17 protein-coding genes are annotated in these 19228 nt (G+C 71.7%); 10 read left to right on the top strand and 7 right to left on the bottom strand.

Annotated features, from left to right (window positions below; genetic code table 11):
* Positions 1-10 precede the first annotated feature (10 nt).
* Entirely contained in the window at positions 11-1330 is a 1320-nt protein-coding gene (gene paaK, locus ACIOD1_RS11880; protein WP_365611881.1) for a phenylacetate--CoA ligase PaaK, read from the bottom strand.
* Positions 1331-1468: 138 nt separating this feature from the next.
* Between paaK and ACIOD1_RS11875 the strand changes: the two genes are divergently transcribed.
* Together ACIOD1_RS11875 and ACIOD1_RS11870 are read left to right on the top strand one after the other, a co-directional pair.
* Positions 1469-2317 (top strand): alpha/beta fold hydrolase, encoded by an 849-nt coding sequence (locus tag ACIOD1_RS11875; RefSeq protein WP_401901767.1) that lies wholly within the window; start codon positions 1469-1471, stop codon positions 2315-2317.
* A 76-nt stretch (positions 2318-2393) separates the two neighbouring features.
* The gene (locus ACIOD1_RS11870; protein ID WP_365611887.1) at positions 2394-2609 is read left to right on the top strand and encodes a hypothetical protein; all 216 of its coding nucleotides are present in this window, start codon (positions 2394-2396) and stop codon (positions 2607-2609) included.
* Positions 2610-2962: 353 nt separating this feature from the next.
* Here ACIOD1_RS11870 and ACIOD1_RS11865 read toward each other — a convergent pair whose 3' ends face one another.
* Complete coding sequence (locus ACIOD1_RS11865) at positions 2963-4393, bottom strand: DUF2252 domain-containing protein (RefSeq protein ID WP_401901765.1); 1431 nt, start codon at positions 4391-4393, stop codon at positions 2963-2965.
* Between the two features lie 451 nt (positions 4394-4844).
* On the opposite strand from ACIOD1_RS11865, the gene ACIOD1_RS11860 reads away from it, so the two are divergent.
* The gene (locus ACIOD1_RS11860) at positions 4845-5192 is read left to right on the top strand and encodes an amphi-Trp domain-containing protein (RefSeq protein WP_401901764.1); all 348 of its coding nucleotides are present in this window, start codon (positions 4845-4847) and stop codon (positions 5190-5192) included.
* A 230-nt stretch (positions 5193-5422) separates the two neighbouring features.
* Positions 5423-6769, top strand: coding sequence for a diacylglycerol kinase family protein (locus ACIOD1_RS11855; RefSeq protein WP_401901762.1), 1347 nt, complete (start codon positions 5423-5425; stop codon positions 6767-6769).
* 19 nt (positions 6770-6788) lie between these two features.
* Here ACIOD1_RS11855 and ACIOD1_RS11850 read toward each other — a convergent pair whose 3' ends face one another.
* The 3 genes from ACIOD1_RS11850 to ACIOD1_RS11840 form a co-directional block, all read right to left on the bottom strand.
* Positions 6789-9527 (bottom strand): HAD-IC family P-type ATPase, encoded by a 2739-nt coding sequence (locus ACIOD1_RS11850; RefSeq protein WP_365611898.1) that lies wholly within the window; start codon positions 9525-9527, stop codon positions 6789-6791.
* A gap of 63 nt (positions 9528-9590) precedes the next feature.
* Positions 9591-10580, bottom strand: coding sequence for a polyphosphate kinase 2 family protein (locus ACIOD1_RS11845; RefSeq protein ID WP_401901760.1), 990 nt, complete (start codon positions 10578-10580; stop codon positions 9591-9593).
* Between the two features lie 6 nt (positions 10581-10586).
* A complete protein-coding gene (locus ACIOD1_RS11840; protein WP_401901758.1) occupies positions 10587-11105 on the bottom strand; it encodes a three-helix bundle dimerization domain-containing protein in 519 nt (172 codons plus the stop codon).
* 355 nt (positions 11106-11460) lie between these two features.
* On the opposite strand from ACIOD1_RS11840, the gene ACIOD1_RS11835 reads away from it, so the two are divergent.
* Positions 11461-11790 (top strand): hypothetical protein, encoded by a 330-nt coding sequence (locus tag ACIOD1_RS11835; RefSeq protein ID WP_401901757.1) that lies wholly within the window; start codon positions 11461-11463, stop codon positions 11788-11790.
* 62 nt (positions 11791-11852) lie between these two features.
* On the opposite strand, the gene ACIOD1_RS11830 is transcribed toward ACIOD1_RS11835, so the two are convergent.
* The gene (locus tag ACIOD1_RS11830) at positions 11853-12209 is read right to left on the bottom strand and encodes a carboxymuconolactone decarboxylase (protein ID WP_365611908.1); all 357 of its coding nucleotides are present in this window, start codon (positions 12207-12209) and stop codon (positions 11853-11855) included.
* A 397-nt stretch (positions 12210-12606) separates the two neighbouring features.
* On the opposite strand from ACIOD1_RS11830, the gene ACIOD1_RS11825 reads away from it, so the two are divergent.
* Positions 12607-13140, top strand: coding sequence for a MepB family protein (locus ACIOD1_RS11825; protein ID WP_365613339.1), 534 nt, complete (start codon positions 12607-12609; stop codon positions 13138-13140).
* Between the two features lie 86 nt (positions 13141-13226).
* Here ACIOD1_RS11825 and ACIOD1_RS11820 read toward each other — a convergent pair whose 3' ends face one another.
* Positions 13227-14891 (bottom strand): acyl-CoA synthetase, encoded by a 1665-nt coding sequence (locus ACIOD1_RS11820; RefSeq protein WP_401901755.1) that lies wholly within the window; start codon positions 14889-14891, stop codon positions 13227-13229.
* 175 nt (positions 14892-15066) lie between these two features.
* Here ACIOD1_RS11820 and ACIOD1_RS11815 point away from each other — a divergent pair, with 175 nt between their 5' ends.
* The 4 genes from ACIOD1_RS11815 (at position 15067) to ACIOD1_RS11800 (ending at position 19195) form a co-directional block, all read left to right on the top strand.
* Positions 15067-15867, top strand: coding sequence for a crotonase/enoyl-CoA hydratase family protein (locus ACIOD1_RS11815; protein WP_365611914.1), 801 nt, complete (start codon positions 15067-15069; stop codon positions 15865-15867).
* Between the two features lie 129 nt (positions 15868-15996).
* Positions 15997-16956: an OB-fold domain-containing protein gene (locus tag ACIOD1_RS11810; RefSeq protein WP_365611917.1), complete on the top strand. Its 960-nt coding sequence runs from the start codon at positions 15997-15999 to the stop codon at positions 16954-16956.
* Positions 16956-18023 (top strand): thiolase domain-containing protein, encoded by a 1068-nt coding sequence (locus tag ACIOD1_RS11805; protein WP_401901753.1) that lies wholly within the window; start codon positions 16956-16958, stop codon positions 18021-18023. Before ACIOD1_RS11810 ends, ACIOD1_RS11805 begins: the two co-directional genes overlap by 1 nt.
* Positions 18020-19195, top strand: coding sequence for a thiolase domain-containing protein (locus tag ACIOD1_RS11800; protein ID WP_401901751.1), 1176 nt, complete (start codon positions 18020-18022; stop codon positions 19193-19195). Before ACIOD1_RS11805 ends, ACIOD1_RS11800 begins: the two co-directional genes overlap by 4 nt.
* Positions 19196-19228: the final 33 nt, after the last annotated feature.

Below are 19228 nucleotides of genomic sequence, written 5' to 3'. Positions count from 1 at the left end.
CAACCGGCCGTCAGCACGCCGCACCGTCCTGCGGCGCCTGACGGAGGTCCTTGACCCGCTTGATCTTGCCGAGCGAGCGCTCCAGGCTCTCCGGCTCCACCACCTCGACCCCGACCGACACCCCGACGGAGTCCTTCACGGCCCGCACCACCTCGGCTGCGGCGGCCTCCCGACGGGCGGGGCCGGTCTCGCGGCGCGCCTCCACCCGCACGGTGAGGGCGTCCAGCCTGCCTTCCCGGGTCAGCCGCAGTTGGAAGTGCGGGGCCAGCCCCGGGGTGCGGAGCAGCACCTCCTCGATCTGCGTCGGATAGAGGTTCACCCCCCGCAGGATGATCATGTCGTCGCTGCGGCCCGTCACCTTCTCCATCCGACGGAACGCGGGCCGGGCGGTCCCGGGCAGCAGCCGCGTCAGGTCGCGGGTGCGGTAGCGGACGACGGGCATGGCCTCCTTGGTGAGGGAGGTGAACACCAACTCGCCGGGCTCCCCGTCGGCCAGCACCGCTCCGGTCAGCGGATCGATCACCTCGGGGTAGAAGTGGTCCTCCCAGACGTGCAGCCCGTCCTTGTGGGAGGCGAACTCCTGCGCCACGCCGGGGCCCATCACCTCCGAGAGCCCGTAGATGTCCACCGCGTCGATCCCGAGGCGGTCCTCGATCTCCCGCCGCATCGCCTCGGTCCACGGCTCCGCCCCGAAGATCCCGGTCCGCAGGGAGGTCGACCGCGGATCGATGCCCTGGCGCTCCATCTCGTCCAGCAGGGTGAGCATGTAGGAGGGGGTCACCATGATGACCTCGGGCCGGAAGTCCTGGATCAGCCGGACCTGGCGGTCCGTCATGCCCCCGGAGGCGGGCACGACCGTGCAGCCGAGCCGTTCCGCGCCGTAGTGGGCCCCGAGGCCGCCGGTGAAGAGGCCGTACCCGTAGGCGATGTGGACGATCTGGCCCGGCCGGCCGCCCGCCGCGCGTATCGACCGGGCCACGACGTCCGCCCAGGTGGACAGGTCCCCCTCGGTGTAGCCCACCACCGTCGGCCGGCCGGTGGTGCCGCTGGAGGCGTGGAGGCGGCGCACCTCCTCGCGGGGCACGGCGAACATCCCGAAGGGGTACTGCTCGCGCAGGTCCGCCTTGGTGGTGAAGGGGAAGAGGGCGAGATCGGCCAGGGAGCGGCAGTCGTCCGGATGGACACCCGCCTTGTCGAAGGCCTGCCGGTGGAAGGGGACGTGCTCGTAGACGCGCCGCAGCGTCGCCCGCAGCCGACGCAGCTGGAGCGCCGCCAGCTCGTCGGGGCCGAGCCGCTCGCCCTCGTCGTGGACATCCGCGTACGCCGCCATCGCCGTCACCCCATCGGGAACCGAAATCGAACCGATCCAACGCGTCCAAACCCAACCGAACGTTCATTCGGTACATTGCCGGACCCCGCCCGGTAAATCAATGACTCGAACGAGTGATCGTCTGATGGGATGGCCCGCATGCCTGTCTTCACCACGTACGACGGAACCCGCCTCGCCTACCACGAGGAGGGGCAGGGCGAACCGCTCGTCTGCCTGCCGGGCGGCGCCATGCGGTCCTCTGCCTACCTCGGCGACCTCGGCGGACTGTCCGCCGGACGCCGGTTGATCCTGCTCGACCCGCGCGGCACCGGCGACTCCGAGGTCCCGGCCGACCCGGCCACCTACCGGGTCGACCACCAGGTCGCCGATGTCGAGGCGCTCCGCCTCCACCTGGGGCTGGAGCGCCTGGACCTCCTCGCGCACTCCGCCGGGGCCGCCCTCGCCCAGCTCTACGCCGCCGCCCACCCCGAGCGGGTGCGCCGGCTCGCCCTGATCACCCCGACCTCCTGGGCCGTCGACCTCCAGCCGACCACGGCGGACAAGCTGGTGGCCGCCGCCCGGCGGGCGGGCGAGCCGCCCTACGACAAGGCCGTCCGGGCCTACGAGGAGATCCTCGCCGGAGTCGACACGGACGAGGTGTGGGACCTGGCGGCGCCCCTGTTCCACGGCCGCTGGGACGAGCGGGCCCGGGCCTGCCACGTCGCCAACGCGCACGAGCAGAACGAAGCCGCGGCCGCCGCCTACGCGACCCCCGGGGCCTCCGACCCGCCCGCCACCCGCGCCGCCCTGCGCGAACTGCGGGCGCGGGTGCTGGTCCTGGTCGGCGGCGTGGACTGCAACCCGCCGGCCGCCCACGCGCCCCGGATCGCGGCGCTCTTCCCGTACGCGACCCCCGCCGTCCAGCCGGACGCCGGGCACTTCCCGTGGCTCGACGACCCGGCCCGCTTCGCGCGGCGCGTCGAGGCCTTCCTCGCCACGGGAACCTGAGCGGCGGCGCGGTCGCCGGGGGCGTACGGTCGAAGGTGGAGCCCCCGCGCGGGAGGCCCGAAGGGAGGCGACGGCCATGTCCGTCATCGACCCGGCCGTGTCCGTACGGCTCAGCGCGACCGACGCGCGCCGGCTGGCCCGGCTGCTCGCGGAAGCCGCGCACCTGCTGGAGGACTCCGGCCCACAGCAACTGACGGACGTCCAGGCCGACACCCTGGGCCACGGCGTCGACCGCGCCGAACTGGCCGGCTGGTCCCGCAACCTGGGCGCCGAACTCCGCTCCCAGCTCTAGGCCGATGCCGGCGCCCCTGCCTCCTCGGCCACCCGCCGAACGGCGACTCGCCGCGGCCGGCGCTCCCCCCTCCACGCGCACGCCGTGTCCAGCGGCCCCGGCAGGCCGCGGCCGAGCGGCGTGCGGGCGTACCCGCCGGGCTCCTCCCGCAGCACGAACCCGTCGCGCTCCAGCCCGCGCAGGGGGACGACGCCCAGGCGGCGCCCGGGGAGTTCTTCCCGGGCGCCGCCCGGGCGCCGCCCCCGCCGCACGCGGGGGTGCGGCGGCTGGTGTCCGTCGGGCTGGCCTCCGTGCTGCCCCCACCGGACGGGACCCCGCTCCGCCGTTCGGCGCCGCCCGGCACCCGCTCGCGGTCAGGCCGCCGACAGTTCCCGAGCGGGCAGCCGGCCCGACCGGACCGCCTCGACCAAGGCCTGGTAGTCGCGTTCGTTCTGGTCGGCATAGGCCTCCGCGAAGCTGACCAGCGCCCGGTCGAAGGTTTCACCACGGCCCAGGTAGGAGGCGATCGCGATCCGGTCGCCCGACCGCGCGTGGGCGCGGGCAAGGGTGATGCCGCACACCTCTCCGAAGGCCGTCAACTGCCCCGGCGGCATCGTCTCCGGCATGGCGATCCCCTTCCAGTCGCGCAACTGGCGGATGTAGAAGTCGCGTTGCTTGCCGTCCATGCCCTCCAGCTTCTCCCAGCCCAGGAAGGTGTCACTGGTCGCCTGCATCAGCCGCTGTCCCGCCACCACCCGCTCGCCCTGGTTGCGGTACCGGCTCGCCCCGACGTGCTCGGCGAGGACGGACACATCGGCCTCCTTGGCCTGGAGGAAGAGCGGATCGCGTCCGTCGCGGCCGAGCAGCAGCAGGATCCAGCAGCGGGTACCGACACTGCCCACACCGACCACTTTGCGGGCCGTGTCCGCCAGCCGGTAGTCCTCCAGGAGAGCCCGCCGGTCGCTCGACATCGTCTGCCCGTAGCGGGCCAGCAGTCGGCGCAGGTGCTCCTCCACCGTGCTGCGCTCGACATCGGGCAGGAGGTCCGCGATCGGCACCAGCAGCGGGGGGTCCGCCTTTATCCTCGGCTGTCCGCCGACCAGTTCCGTGAGTTTCCCGAAGGCCTGCAAGGTGTCACGCGTGCGCGCCTTCGCCATCGCGCCGGCCAGCTTCTGCCGTCCGCGCTCATTGAGCTGACTGGAAGTGAGGTCCTGTAGGCCCTCCGCGTCGATCCTCGCGTACCAGACGTCGAGGTTGCCCATGCCGGCGAAGCCGCGCATCGCCTCGCGGTACGCGCGCACGCCGGAACCCACGATGCGTGCCCGTTCGGAGTCGTCGAAGCCGTTCGCCCGTGCGGCGATGACCAGGCTTGCCGCGAGCCGTTTGACATCCCACTCCCAGGGACCGGGAAGGGTCTCGTCGAAGTCGTTGATGTCGAACATGAGCCGCCGCTCGGGAGAGGCCAGCAGACGGAAGTTCAGCAGGTGCGCGTCCCCGCACAGCTGGACCGTGATCCCCGAGTCGGGGGTGCCGGCCAGGTCGGACGCCATGATCGCGGCGGCTCCCCGGTAGAACCGGAAGGGAGATTCCGACATCCTGCTGTAGCGGATCGGCACCAGCTCGGCCACCCGCGCCGAGGACTGCGCCTCAAGGATCGTCAGGGGGTCCGGCCTGTCCGGGGGCGGCCGGTACGCGGCGTGCTGCGACCGAGGCGCATGGCGCCGGGCCTGCCTGCCCTGGGCCGCGCGCTCCTCGGGCGTGCTGTCGGGTACCGCGCGCATCGCAGTGGTGGAGACGTAGGACATCGGTGCACTCCTGCCTGGCCGCACGGTCCCGAGACGAGAACGGCGCCCTGCTCTGCGGGCCGGGAGCGGTACGGGGCCGGGGGACGAACCGCCGCGGCGGTCGAGCTGTGCCCGTGCCCGGCGGAAGGGCGGCCCTCGCGAGCACCGGAGAGCGGAGCACCGGAAGCCCGGGCCCGTGCATGCCGGCGCCGGTATGCCCTCGCTCCCACCCTAGAACCGCATCGGGCGCCGCGCACGGGGGGTTGCCGCGCACACCGCCGCCGCCCACCGGGACGGCGGGACGAACGGCTGGGGCAACGCCCTGTGGACCTTCTTCGTCATCGTGTTGTCCTACCTGGCCGTCTGCGTCTACCAGATCGTGAGGGACGGGCCACGCCGTGAAGATGTCCCATCCCGTGTTTGGCCTCAGAATTGATCGTGATGCGCTCTTTATGCCAGATCGGAGACCCGCATGAAGGACCTCAAGTTCGAGCAGAAGCGGTCGCTGTCACGCCTTGAAGCGGCCGACCAGCTCACGGCGATCGCCAACGCGCTGAGGGAAGGCGGAGACGCCGAACTGAAACTCGGCGCCGGGACGCTGAGCCTGCGGATCCCCGACAGCCTCCGCAGCGAGGTGGAGATCGAGATCGGTGACGGGCAGATCGAGCTGGAAATCGAGTTCAAGTGGCCGACCACCTCAAGCCGGAAAGCACCCTCGCGGGCGGTCACGGGCACAGCGACCGCCGCGAGGCGAAAGAGCGTGGCGTCCAAACCCAGCCGGAAGACGGCTGCCAAGAAGACGGCCGCCCCCGGGAGCTGAGCGACCCGCCGCACCAGGGCCGTGAGCCGGCCTGCAGAAGAATTCCGGGCCGACCACCACGTCTCCTCCGGCGCGCAGCCGGGCCCGTGGCCGCCCCCCGATCCCAGGGTCCGGGGGACGCCGTCCGAGTCGGAGGCCGCGGTTGACGTGCCGTGCGGGAGCCGCGTCCGTAGCCTGAAGGAGTGCCCGACTCCTGTCCGGCACCCGGCGTACGCGGCGGAGGTGGTCCCATGAGACGGCGTTGGGCCGCACGGCTGTCACTGGCTTCGGGCCTGGCGGCGCTCGTGGTGCTGGTGGTCTTCGGAGGGCTCGCGAACCTCCTGCTCATGGGGGTGGCATGGGCGGGACTGGCGCTCATGGCGGCGGGCGGCTGGTGGATGCTCACCCATACCGGCCGCACCAGAGCACTGGCCGTGCTGCTGATGGTCGCCGCGCCGCTCGCCGTCCTGGTCCTGTACACGGTCGCCGGGCTGCTGTGGGTCGTGCTGCTCTCGCTCGGTCTGTGGGCCCTGGCCGTCTCCGCCGGCAGGGCCGCCCTCACGGAGGACACCGTGCCGGGCAGCCCGGTACCGGAGGGCTCCGGGATCAGGGCCGAACGCCCCTTTCTGATCATGAATCCGCGCTCGGGCGGCGGAAGGGTCGAGAAGTTCCGCCTGGCGGAGCGGGCCAGGGAGCTGGGCGCCGAAGTCGTCGTGCTGGACCCGGCCCACCGTCAGGACGTGGCCGAACTGGCGCGGCAGGCCGTCGAAGACGGGGCCGACCTGCTGGGCGTCGCCGGGGGCGACGGCACCCACGCCCTGGTCGCCGCCGTGGCCGTGGAGCACAATATTCCGTTCATGGTGATCAGCGCCGGCACGCGCAACCACTTCGCCATGGACCTGGGCCTGGACTGCCAGGACCCCTCCCGATGCCTTCAGGCACTGACCGACGGCGTCGAACTGCGCGTCGACCTCGGCGTCATCCGCGGGGGCGGGGCGGCGGACCCGGGCCGGGAACGCGTCTTCGTCAACAGCGCCTCGTTCGGCGTGTACGCGGAGGTCGTGCAGAGTCCCGCCTACCGCGACGACAAGATCCGCACCATCCTGGAGATGCTGCCGGCGCTGCTGACCGAGGACAGCGGCTCTCGCCTGAACGTCCGTGCCGATTCCCTGACCCTGGACGGCCCCCAGGCCCTCCTGGTGAGCAACAACCCCTATCAGAGGGGAGACTCGGCCGGGCTGGGGCGCCGGGAACGCCTGGACTCCGGAGAGCTGGGCGTACTGAGCATCGACGTCGCGAACGCCGCCGAAGCGGCGGAGCTCCTGCTGCGCGGCGGGCAGGGCCGCGGCCTGACCGCCGTCACCGCCCGCGAGGTCGTCGTCGCGGCCGACGCCCCCGCCATCCCGGTCGGCGTCGACGGCGAGGCCCTGACGCTGTCCGTCCCGGTGCACTGCCGCATCGCGGCCGGCGCCCTGCGTGTGCGCGTGCCCCGGCACCGTCCCGGAGTGCCGCGCGACGTGGCCCCGGTTGATTGGCGCCGGGTACGGCAGCTGGCACTGAGCATGGGCAAGACCGCGGCAGGACACGAGGCAGCCTGAGCAGCAGCAACACAGAGGGTCACTGACCGGACATCCTCGACACCGCCTTCGACCGGCGGGCCACGAGCTTGCCCAGTTCCCACACGAGCAGGAGCGCGACGGCGGCCGGCAGCGCCCAGCCGAACTGCCGCGCATCGATCTCGGTCGTCCCCAGGATGCGCTGGAAGCCGTCCAGCTGGGTCACCAGCACGGAGAGCACGACCTGGGCCAAGGCGACCCAGTTCATCTGCTTGCTGTCGAACGTCGACGTCGTCAGCACGGATTCCGTCTCGCTGCGGCATTCGAAGGCGGCCACGACCAGACAGAGCGAGAAGGCCGTGAACGCGATCGACTGGCCGACCGCGACGCTGTCGTAGTGGGCCTCGCCGAGCTTGATCAGCCCGAGCAGGAGGACGGTGACCGCCAGCCCGCCCAGCCCGACCGTGATCAGCACGGACCGGGTGAGCACCGATTCACCCCGCGGACGCGGCCGGCGCCGCATGAGCCCGGCGCTCTCCCGGTCGAAGCCGAGCGCGAAGCCGAACGAGGCATTGACGACGAAGTGGATCCACAGCACCTGCGGCGGGGTGAACGGCTCACCGGCGGCGATGTTGAAGACGGTCGCCCCCAGGAACGTCAGCACGAACGTGACCAGCAGGAGCAGAACGAACCGGATGTACTTCGTGAGGTTGTCGTAGATCGTCCGGCCCTGCTCCACGGCGTAGACGATGGTGGAAAAGTTGTCGTCGGACAGGATCATGCGCCCGGCGTTCTTCGCCACGTCCGTGCCGCTGCCCATCGCGATGCCGATGTCGGCGGCCTTGATGGCCGGCGCGTCGTTGACGCCGTCCCCGGTCATCGCCACGACCTCGCCCTTCTTCTTGAGGGTGTTCGCGAGCAGCACCTTGTGCTCCGGGGCGACCCGCCCCACCACACCGATCGCCTCGATGCGGGCGAGCTGCTCCTCCTCGCTCATGGCGGCGAAATCGGCGCCCAGCACGGCCTCGCCCGGGATGCCGATCTGCCGGGCGATCGCCGCCCCGGTGGTGACGTCGTCCCCGGTCACCAGACGGACCCGGATGTGCGCCGCCTGCGCGTCGGCCACCGCGGTCCTGGCCTCCTCGCGGGGCGGATCGACCATGCCGACCAGGCTGGTCATCCGCAGATCCGTGACGTACGCGAGCAGGTCGCCGTCCGGGTCGAACCCGGCCGGGTCCAGGTCACGGGTGGCCGCGGCCATCACCCGGCGCCCCTCGCCGCCCATCCGCTCGTTCTGCGCCTCGGCACGGCCGAGCAGATCGGCGTCCCACGGGATCGTCTCGCCCGCCGCCAGCGCGGTGGTCGCCCGCGCCATCACCGCCGGGGCCGCACCTTTGACGAAGCAGCGCACGACCTGCCGCCCGGAGGCATCGGCCGCCGCGTGGAAGGTCGCCATCAGCTTGTATTCGGGGTCGAACGGAAGGGTGGCGAGCCGGGGAAGGGCGTCCCTGGTGTCATCCGTGTCCAAGCCCGCCTTGTGCGCGAGCACCAGCAGCGCACCCTCGGTGGGATCGCCCACCACCGCGCCGCCCACCAGCTTCGCGTCACTGGCAACCACGTATGGCAGGATCGCGTCCTCGACCCCCGCGGCGGACCCCGCGGCATGATGGACCTTCCCTTCGAGCCCGTAGCCCGTCCCCGACACGGTGTACCGGTCCGTCGGGCTCAGCACCTCGACGACGGTCATCTGGTTCATCGTCAGGGTGCCGGTCTTGTCCGAGTTGATCGCCGACGTGAACGCCAGCGTCTCGACCGACGGCAGTTCCTTCACGATGGCGTTCCGCTTCGCCAGATTGAGGCTGCCGACGGAGAGGATCGCCTGGGTCACGGTCGGCAGCGCCTCGGGGATGGCGGCGATGGCAAGCGAGACCGCACTGACGAACAGGACGTCCCAGGCCTGGTCCCGCTGGCGTCCCAGGGCGAACATCACGATCATGGTGAGGCCCGCCGCCCCCGTGATCCACAGGGTCAGCCGGTCCAGCTCCCTGGTGAGCGGCGGCACCTCCTTCTCGGTGGCCGACAGCATCCCGGAGATCTTTCCGAGCTCGGTCTGCGGGCCGGTCGCGGTGACGACCATGAGGCCGCTTCCGTGGGTGACCGGGGTGTTCATGAACGCCGTGTTGGTCTGTTCGCCGGGCGACAGTCGGCTGCCCCGCAGCGGCCCGGTGTCCTTCGCGGCGGGAACGCTCTCACCGGTGAGCGCCGACTCGTCGATCTGCAGGGCGCTCGCCCGGATGAGACGTCCGTCCGCCGGCACCTGGTCCCCGGCGGAGACGAGCACGACATCGCCGACGACGAGCTGTTCGGCGGGGATCTCGGCCTCCCTGCCGTCCCTGCGCACCCGCGCCGTCGCCTTCAGCATCGACTTCAGCGCGTTCATCGCGCTCTCGGCCTTGCCCTCCTGCCGCAGGCCCACGACGGCGTTCAGCAGCGTCAGGGCGATCAGCAGGATCGCGGTGGTCCACTCCTGGATGACCAGCGAGACGACCGCCGCGGCCACGAGGACGATCTGCATGTAACTGCGGTACTGCACCAGGAACCGCCGCCAGGCCGGGGTCCGCCGCTCCTCGGGCAGCGCGTTCGGGCCGTGCGCGGTCAGGAGCTCCGCGGCCCGATCCGCGGACAGACCGGCCTCGGGATCGACGCCGAACGCCGCCACGACCTCCTCGGGAGAGCGTGTGTACCAACCGTCCCCGGCAGCCCCAGGCCGTTCTCCCACGGAATCCGACCGTACCGTCATGGTGGTGCCTCCTGTCCGGGGCCGCGGACGCATCCGGGCCGGTCGCACGCCATCCGAGGGCTGCTAGCCGCGCTTCTTCCTGGACTTGCCGTGACGCTTGCCGGTCCGGCCCGCCGACGGATGCCGCTCGGCGTACGGATCGGCCGCGACCCCTTCAGGGGCCTCCAGCTCCAGCGCCCGCCTGGTGACGAGGAGATCCTGCTGCGCTTGATCCCCCACGTCGGGGAACTGCGGATCGATCTCGTCGAGGGTGTGCGCCAGCACCGCCGCCGCGCAGATCCGTGCGAACCACTTCCGGTCCGCCGGCACGACGTACCACGGCGCCCACTTCGTGCTCGTGGCCGACAGCATCTCGGAGAACGCGAACTGGTAGTCGTCCCACCGGCGCCGCTCCCGGACGTCGGCCGCGGAGAACTTCCAGTTCTTCTCCGGCAGGTCGATGCGCTTCAGGAAGCGGGTGCGCTGCTCCTCCTTGGACAGGTTCAGGAAGATCTTCACCACCTTGAACCCGTTGTCCGTGAGATACCGCTCCCAGCGGTTGATCTCCCGGTAGCGCCGGTCCCAGACGCCCGGCCCGAGGGAGCCCTCCGGCAGCTTCTGCCGCACGAGGTTCTCCGGGTGGACCCGCACGACGAGGACCTCTTCGTAGTGCGAGCGGTTGAAGATGGCGATCTCGCCGCGGGTGGGCAGCCGCTGGTTGTAACGCCACAGGTAGTCGTGGTCGAGTTCCTCGGAGGAGGGCACCTTGAAGCTACTGACCCGTACGCCCTGGGGATTGACGCCGCTCATCACGTGGCGGATCGTCCCGTCCTTGCCTCCGGCGTCCAGCGCCTGGAGGCAGAGCACCACGCCGTACGTGTCCTGGGCGGCCAGCCGCTCCTGGTACTCGGCGAGCAGCGACACCCCGGTCCGCAGCAGCTCGGCCCCGTCCCGCTTCTTCAGACCGCCCTTGTAGCGGGGATCGAAGTCCCGCTCCAGGTCCACCTTCGACCCCGGTCGTACCCGTAGCGGCGCGATGAGATCCGCGATGCGTTCCGCTGTCTCGTCCGACATCACCCGTCACCCCTTCTCCGGTCCTGGTGGGCACGGCGCCTCCGAGCGGGCTCCGCCGGTCACGTCCGGTTCCCCACCCGCTCCTGTAACGCTCCCGGCCGACCCGTACGCGGTCACCGGGCAAGGCCCCCGGCCGGCGCCCCTGCCGCCCGCGGCACCGAGAGCCTGCCGGGACCGGCGTTCGACCAGAATCGGGATGTAGGCCCTGACCCTGGCCCGGTCGAACGAGGCGTAGGCGGTCCGGACCACCGCCTCGACGGTGGCCGCATCGACCAGCGGATAGGCGGCCTTCAGCCGCGCCACCAGGTTCCGGACGGACACGAGTTCGCGTTCGTCCCGACCACCGGGGGACGGCTCGTCCGGCCGGCCGTCTGCGCCCGCGGCCTGCGCGACGCGCGGCACGGGCCGCGACAGCCCATCGGACGGCAGAGGGGCGAGGGGCAGCCCGTCCGTTCCGTATTCCAGATCTTGCGGCCCGCCGACGCTCTCGCGCGGCTCTGCGCTCAGGAAGGCTTCGGACTCCACGCCCCACGACCTCCAGACCGTGGCGTCACACCACACGGCATCGCGTAAGGATGGCCCTCGCGCTCATTGTCTGCTCGCCCTGGCAAGATCGCTTCCTGAAGCCGGAGCGGAGCCGGCACGGGGCTGACGGTGACCTCTCCGGGGCTGCGGGAGCTGGGGCGCAGAGCAGCGGCTCGCAACGATGTCCCGTGTCGCGTGCCCCGGCACCGGCGGCGAGCCGGCTTCGTTCAGTCCCTCCGGAGAGGCGGGGGGAGCCGCGGTCTCGGACACTGGCAGGAAGAATTCCCGCCATGTCGCAGTGACCGGTCTGCCGGCGCACGAGCAGAGCCGGCGGAAGGGCTGCCGGTTGGATGCGGTGGAGTTTGAAGACCGGGCATTGGACTGGGTGCTGGCAGCCCGGCGCCTTCCGCTGGGCGCGGTGGTGGCCGGTCTGCTCTGGGACCTCGCGACCGGTCCGCGATGGAGCGACCCGGCGTGCGCCGTCCGATTCCCGCTCCACCCCGCTGCCCGGGCCCTCGGGGCCGCCCCGGTCATCGTCCGCACCGCCCTGCAGCGGCTCTCCGAAGCCGGAATGCTGCGGCTGACCATCGAGGGCCCCCTGACCCGCGAGCCGTGGGTGACGGCGACCCTGCTCCTCCTCCCACCGACCGGACCGGGTGCGGCCGGTGCAGGGCACGGTGGCTGATCCTCGGGGCGTCCTCAGGGCGACCGCGCCTGGCGCGGCGTGGGTGTCCGGTCGCGATGAGGTCAGATCTTGTGGCGGCTCTCGGATTCCGCGGTGGCCATGGCTTCGGCTTCGGTTTCGGCCAGTGCTATGGCGACGCCGAACGCCTGGGCGATGTGGCCCGCGGCCGACATGACGCGTGCTGTGCCCACGACGGGGGCGATCGCGACGAGCACGTCCTGGAGCTGCTCGACGGTGAACTCGGCCTTGACGGCGGGGCTGATGTGCGCCAGGTAGGAGATCGCCGGTGCGTCCATGGCGACGAGCGCGGCGATGCGGGTGGTGATGAGTGTCTTCTCGTCCATGCCGCAGTGTTCGATGGAGTCGATGGTCATCGCGGCGAGCGTGTCGAGAACGGGGGCGTCGGACTTTGTGGCCATGGCGGAACCGCCTTTCGGTGCTGGACCGGGCCGGGTGTGCTGCCCGCTGTCCGCGGGGCGTGTCGGCGAGTTGCTGTTTCAGCGTAGGCGTCCCCTCGGGCATGTGCCCGTTGGGCTGTGCGGGTGAACGGCAGCTGGCGTGGGCCCCGACAACGGCTGATCAGAGGGGCCGTCGGCGGCGTTCTCGCCGAGCCGGGTCGCCCTGGCGAAAGGCAGCCTCCCCACGCGCGGGCACGGAGCGAGGACGCCCTTCCCGCGTTCCCGGGTACTCCGTCAGCCTTCTGACGACTGCGTTTGGCGCCCGTGACAGGGTGGGCGAATGACGACGAACCGCGAGTACTCATCCGATCTCCACCCCGAACCGTGGTCGGACACCGCCCCGGCCCACGGAGATCTCATGGTGGCGAGGACGCTCGTCTACGACCCCTGCGGGTTCACGTGCTCGCGGCCGGTGCCCGAAGCCGAGGGTGCCGCTTACGCCGCCCATGAATTCACCCTTGACGGCCTCTCCATCCGGTTCCGCGCAGCCAAGACGACCCCCACCAAGGTCGGCCAGTTCGTCACCGTCTGGAAGAGGTCCCCGGCAGGGCCCATCCAGCCCTTCGACGCCGCGGACCCCGTCGACCTCTTTGTCATCGGCACCCGCGACCGTCACCACCTCGGCCAGTTCGTCATTCCCCTGGACGCGCTCCGCCGGCACGGTGTCGTGTCGGCGAACGGTTCCGGTGGGAAACGAGCCTTCCGGGTCTACCCGCCCTGGGTGACCACCACCAACCGTCAGGCCGGCAGTGCGCAGGCGTGGCAGCTGGACTTCTTCCTGCACCTGCACCAGGACGGGCCCATCGACCTGGCCCGCGCCCAAGAGCTTTACCACCCGCGGGACGGCGCCGGCGCCACCACACGACCGGCCGGCCCCGCACACGATCGCTGATCACCTACGACCGCTGATCACATCGGAACGACTCGTCCGAGGGCCGTCCCGCGCGGGACGCCTGCCGCGAGGGTCGCCTCCGGGGCTCAAGCGGTGGTGGTGCCTGTGGCTGTGGCTGTGGTCGTGGCCGCGTCCGCCTCCGTGGCCACCGACTTCGCCCAGCGGTAGTCCGCCTTCCCGCTCGGGGAGCGTTGGACAGTCGGCGTGATCACCAGCTGGCGCGGGATCTTGTACCCCGCCAGCCGGGTGCGACAGTGCAGTTGGATCTCCTCCAGCGTCGGCTCCGGAGCCCCCGTGCGGACCTGGACCACGGCCGCCACGTGGCTGCCCCACTTCTGGTCGGCGACCCCCGCCACCAGCGCGTCGTACACGTCCGGGTGCGACTTAAGGGCCTGCTCCACCTCCTCCGGGTACACCTTCTCGCCGCCGGTGTTGATGCACTGCGAGCCGCGTCCCAGCACCGTGACGATGCCCTCCTCGTCCACGGTCGCCATGTCCCCGAGGAGCACCCAACGCTCGGAGCCCTTCTGGAAGAAGGTCTCGGCCGTCTTCGCCGGGTCGTTGTAGTAGCCCAGCGGGACGTACCCGCGCTGGGCGAGGCGTCCGGGCTCGCCGATGCCCACGGGCTCGTGCGTCACCGGGTCCACCACCTGCGTGCGCTCGTTGACCTGGAGCCGGAAGCCCTTCTCCGGACCGGAGTCCTCCGTGGCCTTGCCGTTGGAACCGGACTCCGAGGAACCGAAGTTGTTGAGCAGCACCACGTTGGGAACCAGTCGCTGGAACTCCGCACGCACCGTCTCCGACATGATCGCGCCGGACGAGGAGACGCTGAACAGCGAGGACAGGTCGGTCCCCTTCAACGGCCCGTTCAGGGCGTCGATGAGGGGGCGGAGCATGGCGTCCCCGACCAGCGAGACGCTGGACACCTTCTCCTTCTCGATGGTCCGCAGCAGCTCCTCGGGCGCGTACTTGCGGTGGATGACCACGCGCTGCCCGTAGTTGAACGCGATGAACGAGGTGAGGGTGGAGGTGCCGTGCATCAGCGGGGGAGCGGGGAAGAAGGTGAGGCCCGCGCCGCGCGCCGCGACCCGCTCGGCCAGTTCCTCGGGCCGATTCACCGGCTCGCCGGAGGGCTCCCCGCCGAACAGCCCGGCGAAGAAGAGGTCTTCGGCCCGCCACATGACGCCCTTGGGCATTCCGGTCGTGCCGCCGGTGTAGATGATGAAGAGGTCGTCCGGGCTGCGGGGCGGGAACCCGCGCCCGGGGGAGCCGGCCGCCTCCGCGTCCTCGTACGGCACGGGCACCACCGAGGGCTCCGGCGCGCCCTCGGGCACGGATCCGACGCGGATCAGGTGGCGCAGCCGCGTCGTCTGCGGCAGCGCCGCCGCCACCCGGGCGGTGAACTCGCCCTCGAAGACGAGGGCGGCCAGATCGGCGTCGTTGTAGAGGTAGACCAACTCCTCTTCCACGTAGCGATAGTTGACGTTCACGGGGACCAGGCGCGCCTTCAGGCAGGCCAGCACGGTCTGGAGGTATTCGACACCGTTGTACAGGTGCAGCCCCAGGTGCTCGCCGGGCCGGAGTCCGCTGTCGATCAGGTGGTGCGCGAGCCGGTTCGCCGCGGCGTCCAGCTCCGCGTACGTCAGCCGGCGCTCGGCTCCCGTCCCGGGGTGGTCCACGTACACGAGGGCCTCGCGGTCCGGGACCACGTCCACGACCGACTCGAACAGGTCGGCAAGGTTGTACTCCACCGTTCCTCCTGACCCCGAAAAACTCCATGGCTGGGCTGCTCGGCGGTCATTACAGCCGCGTGCGACCCAATGGGGAAGGGCGTGCGCCAAGAAATCTGACTGAGTGTCAGAAAACTATTGAACTGCACCCGCCCCTACTGCAACCTGTTCTAGGTCTTGAGACGGGAGGACGGCAATGGGTGGGACCGAACACCTGACCGCGGAACGCCACGGCGCCACGCTGGTGCTCACCATGAACAGGCCGGAGGCGAAGAACGCGCTCTCGCTTCCCCTGCTGGTGGGGCTGTACGACGGCTGGCTGGAGGCGGACGCGGACGACACGATCCGCTCGGTGGTGCTGACCGGGGCGGGCGGCGACTTCTGCGCCGGCATGGACCTCAAGGCGCTCGCGGGCAACGGAATGGACGGCGAGCGGTACCGCGACCGCCTCAAGGCCGACCCCGACCTGCACTGGAAGGCGATGTTGCGCCACCACCGGCCGCGCAAGCCGGTGATCGCCGCGGTGGAGGGCTACTGCGTGGCGGGCGGGACGGAGATCCTCCAGGGCACGGACATCCGCATCGCGGGAGCCGGTGCCACCTTCGGCCTCTTCGAGGTCAAGCGCGGCCTGTTCCCGATCGGCGGCTCCACGGTGCGCCTGCCGCGCCAGATCCCGCGCACGCACGCGCTGGAGATGCTGCTGACCGGACGGCCGTACGCCGCCGAGGAGGCCGCGCGGATCGGGCTGGTCGGGAGGGTGGTCCCCGAGGGGACGGCGCTGGACGCCGCGCTGGAGACGGCCGAGTTGATCAACGCGTGCGGCCCACTGGCCGTGGAGGCGGTCAAGGCCTCCGTGTACGAGGGGGCCGAACTCACCGAGAGCGAGGGGCTGGCCGCCGAACTGGTGCGGGGGTGGCCGGTCTTCGACACCGCGGACGCGAAGGAAGGGGCGCGGGCCTTCGCCGAGAAGCGTCCGCCGGTGTACCGCCGGGCCTGAGCACGGCCCGTCCGCGCTCCGCTCCCCCCGCCCCGGCCGGAGCGTCCGCCGTGAGCCGGAGCGTCCGCCCCCGGTCGGGGGGCGCAGCCGTACGTCCTCGTCGTTTCCCCACAGCATCGGAGAGCATCCATGACAGCCGCGCCCCCACCCGAGGTGCTCCGCGCGCCCCTCGTCGTCGAGTTCCCCTTCACCCGGTCCCTCGGGCCCGTCCAGAGCGCCTTCCTCACCGGGCTCCGCGAAGGCGTCGTCCTCGGGGTGCGGACCTCCGACGGCAAGGTGATGGTGCCGCCCGCCGAGTACGACCCCGTCACCGCCGAGGAGATCCGCGAGCTGGTCGAGGTCGCTCCGACGGGAACGGTCACCACCTGGGCCTGGAACGGAGAGCCCCGCCCCCAGCAGCCCCTCGACACCCCCTTCGCCTGGGTCCTCGTACGCCTCGACGGCGCCGACACCGCGCTCCTGCACGCCCTGGACGCCACCGGTCCCGACGCCGTCCGCACCGGCATGCGGGTACGGATCCGCTGGGCCGCCGACCGCGCCGGGGCCATCACCGACATCGCCTGCTTCGAGCCCCACGGGGGGGAGGCCCCGGCGCACGGGGCCCCGCACGACGGGACGTTCGCCGACGCCGTCACCGGGATCGTCGCCGAAGCCCGCCTCGACTACACCTACAGCCCCGGCCGCGCCCAGACCGCCTACATCAACGGCCTCTCCGAGCGCCGCACCGTCGGCGAGCGCTGCCCCTCCTGCCACAAGGTGTACGTCCCCCCGCGCGGGGCCTGCCCCACCTGCGGGGTCGCCACCACCGACCGGGTCGAGGTCGGGCCGGCCGGCACCGTCACCACCTACTGCATCGTCAACATCAAGGCCAAGAACCTCGACATCGAAGTCCCCTACGTCTACGCCCACATCGCCCTCGACGGCGCCGACCTCGCCCTGCACGCGCGGATCGGCGGGATCCCGTACGACGAGGTCCGGATGGGCCTGCGCGTCGAACCGGTCTGGACCGAGGGCGCGAGCCACCCCGATCACTACCGGCCCACCGGCGAGCCGGACGCCGACTACGACGCGTACAAGGAGCTCATCTGATGGCCACCACCAGCAGGTACGCGCGAGACGTGGCCGTCGTCGCCTTCGCGCAGAGCGACCACCTGCGCCGCACCGACGAACTCAGCGAGGTCGAGATCGTCATGCCGGTCCTGCACCGGGTGCTGGCCGCCACCGGACTGAAGGCCGGCGAGATCGGCTTCACCTGCTCCGGCTCCAGCGACTACCTCGCCGGCCGGGCCTTCTCCTTCACCATGACCCTCGACGGGGTCGGAGCCTGGCCGCCCATCTCCGAATCACACGTGGAGATGGACGGCGCCTGGGCCCTCTACGAGGCCTGGGTCAAGATCCAGACCGGCGAGGCCGACACCGCCCTCGTCTACGCGTACGGGAAGTCCTCCCCGGGGTCCGTGCGCGACGTCCTCACCCGCCAGCTCGACCCGTACTACCTCGCCCCCCTGTGGCCCGACTCGGTGGCCCTGGCGGCGCTCCAGGCGCGGGCGCTGATCGACGCGGGCGAGACCGACGAGGACGCCCTCGCCGCCATCGGCGCCCGCAGCCGGTCCGACGCCGAGGCCAACCCGCACGCCCAACTGCGCGGCGCGTTCCCGCAGGGCGACTACCAGGTGGCGCCGCTGCGCACCGGGGACTGCCCGCCGATCGGGGACGGCGCCGCCGCCGTGATCCTGGCGGCGGGGGACGTGGCGCGCGGGCTCTGCGAACGGCCCGCCTGGATCACCGGGATCGACCACCGCATCGAGGCGCACTCCCTCGGCCTGCGGGACCTGACCGACTCCCCGTCCACCCGCCTCGCCGCCGAGCGCGCCGGGGTCTTCGAGGCACCCGTCGACACGGCGGAACTGCACGCGCCGTTCTCCTCCCAGGAGGTCGTCCTGCGCAAGGCCCTGGGGCTCCGAGCGGACGTGGCCGTCAACCCCTCCGGCGGGGCCCTCGCCGCCAATCCCGTGATGGCTGCGGGCCTGATCCGCATCGGCGAGGCCGCCGCCCGCATCCACCGCGGCGAGTCCGACCGGGCCGTCGCCCACGCCACCTCCGGCCCCTGCCTCCAGCAGAACCTGGTCGCCGTCCTGGAAGGGGACCGAGCATGAGCACATCGGGCAAGGAGCCCGTCGCCGTCGTCGGCATCGGCCAGACCAAGCACGTCGCCGCCCGCCACGACGTGTCCATCGCCGGACTCGTCCGCGAGGCCGCCACCCGCGCCCTCGCCGACGCCGAACTGACCTGGGCGGACATCGACGCCGTCGTCATCGGCAAGGCCCCCGACTTCTTCGAGGGGGTGATGATGCCGGAGCTGTACCTGGCGGACGCCCTCGGCGCCGTCGGCAAGCCCATGCTCCGCGTCCACACGGCCGGTTCGGTCGGCGGCTCCACCGCGCTGGTCGCCTCCAACCTGGTCGCGGCCCGCGTGCACCGCACCGTGCTGACCCTCGCCTTCGAGAAGCAGTCCGAGTCCAACGCCATGTGGGGGCTCTCGTTGCCGGTGCCCTTCCAACAGCCGCTGCTGGCGGGCGCGGGCGGCTTCTTCGCGCCGCACGTGCGCGCGTACATGCGGCGCACCGGCGCCCCCGACACCGTGGGGTCGCTCGTCGCGTACAAGGACCGCCGCAACGCGCTCAAGAACCCGTACGCGCACCTGCACGAGCACGACATCACCCTGGAGAAGGTGCAGGCGTCCCCGATGCTCTGGGACCCGATCCGCTACTCGGAGACCTGTCCCTCCTCTGACGGGGCCTGCGCGATGGTCCTCACCGACCGGGCCGGCGCCGCCCGTTCGCCCCGGCCGCCGGCGTGGGTGCACGGCGGGGCGATGCGCAGCGAGCCGACCCTCTTCGCGGGCAAGGACTTCGTGTCCCCGCAGGCCGGCAAGGACTGCGCGGCCGATGTCTACCGGCAGGCCGGGATCACCGATCCGCGCCGTGAGATCGACGCGGTGGAGATGTACGTGCCGTTCTCCTGGTACGAGCCCATGTGGCTGGAGAACCTCGGCTTCGCGGACGAGGGCGAGGGCTGGAAGCTCACCGAGGCCGGGGTCACCGAACTCGACGGCGACCTCCCGGTGAACCCCTCGGGCGGGGTGCTGTCCACCAACCCGATCGGCGCCTCCGGCATGATCCGCTTCGCGGAGGCCGCGCTCCAGGTCCGCGGTCAGGCGGGGGAACACCAAGTGCCGTACGCGCGGCGGGCGATGGGACACGCGTACGGGGGCGGGGCCCAGTTCTTCGCGATGTGGCTGGTGGGGGACACGCCGCCGGGTTCCTGACCGCGGCCGTCGTCGCGGCGGGCCGCCGGCCAC

This window comes from Streptomyces sp. NPDC088097 (genome assembly GCF_044741845.1).
In the GTDB taxonomy this organism is placed as follows: domain Bacteria; phylum Actinomycetota; class Actinomycetes; order Streptomycetales; family Streptomycetaceae; genus Streptomyces.
The sequence above is the reverse complement of the archived record's forward strand: the minus strand, read 5'-3'. Positions and strand labels throughout refer to the sequence as shown.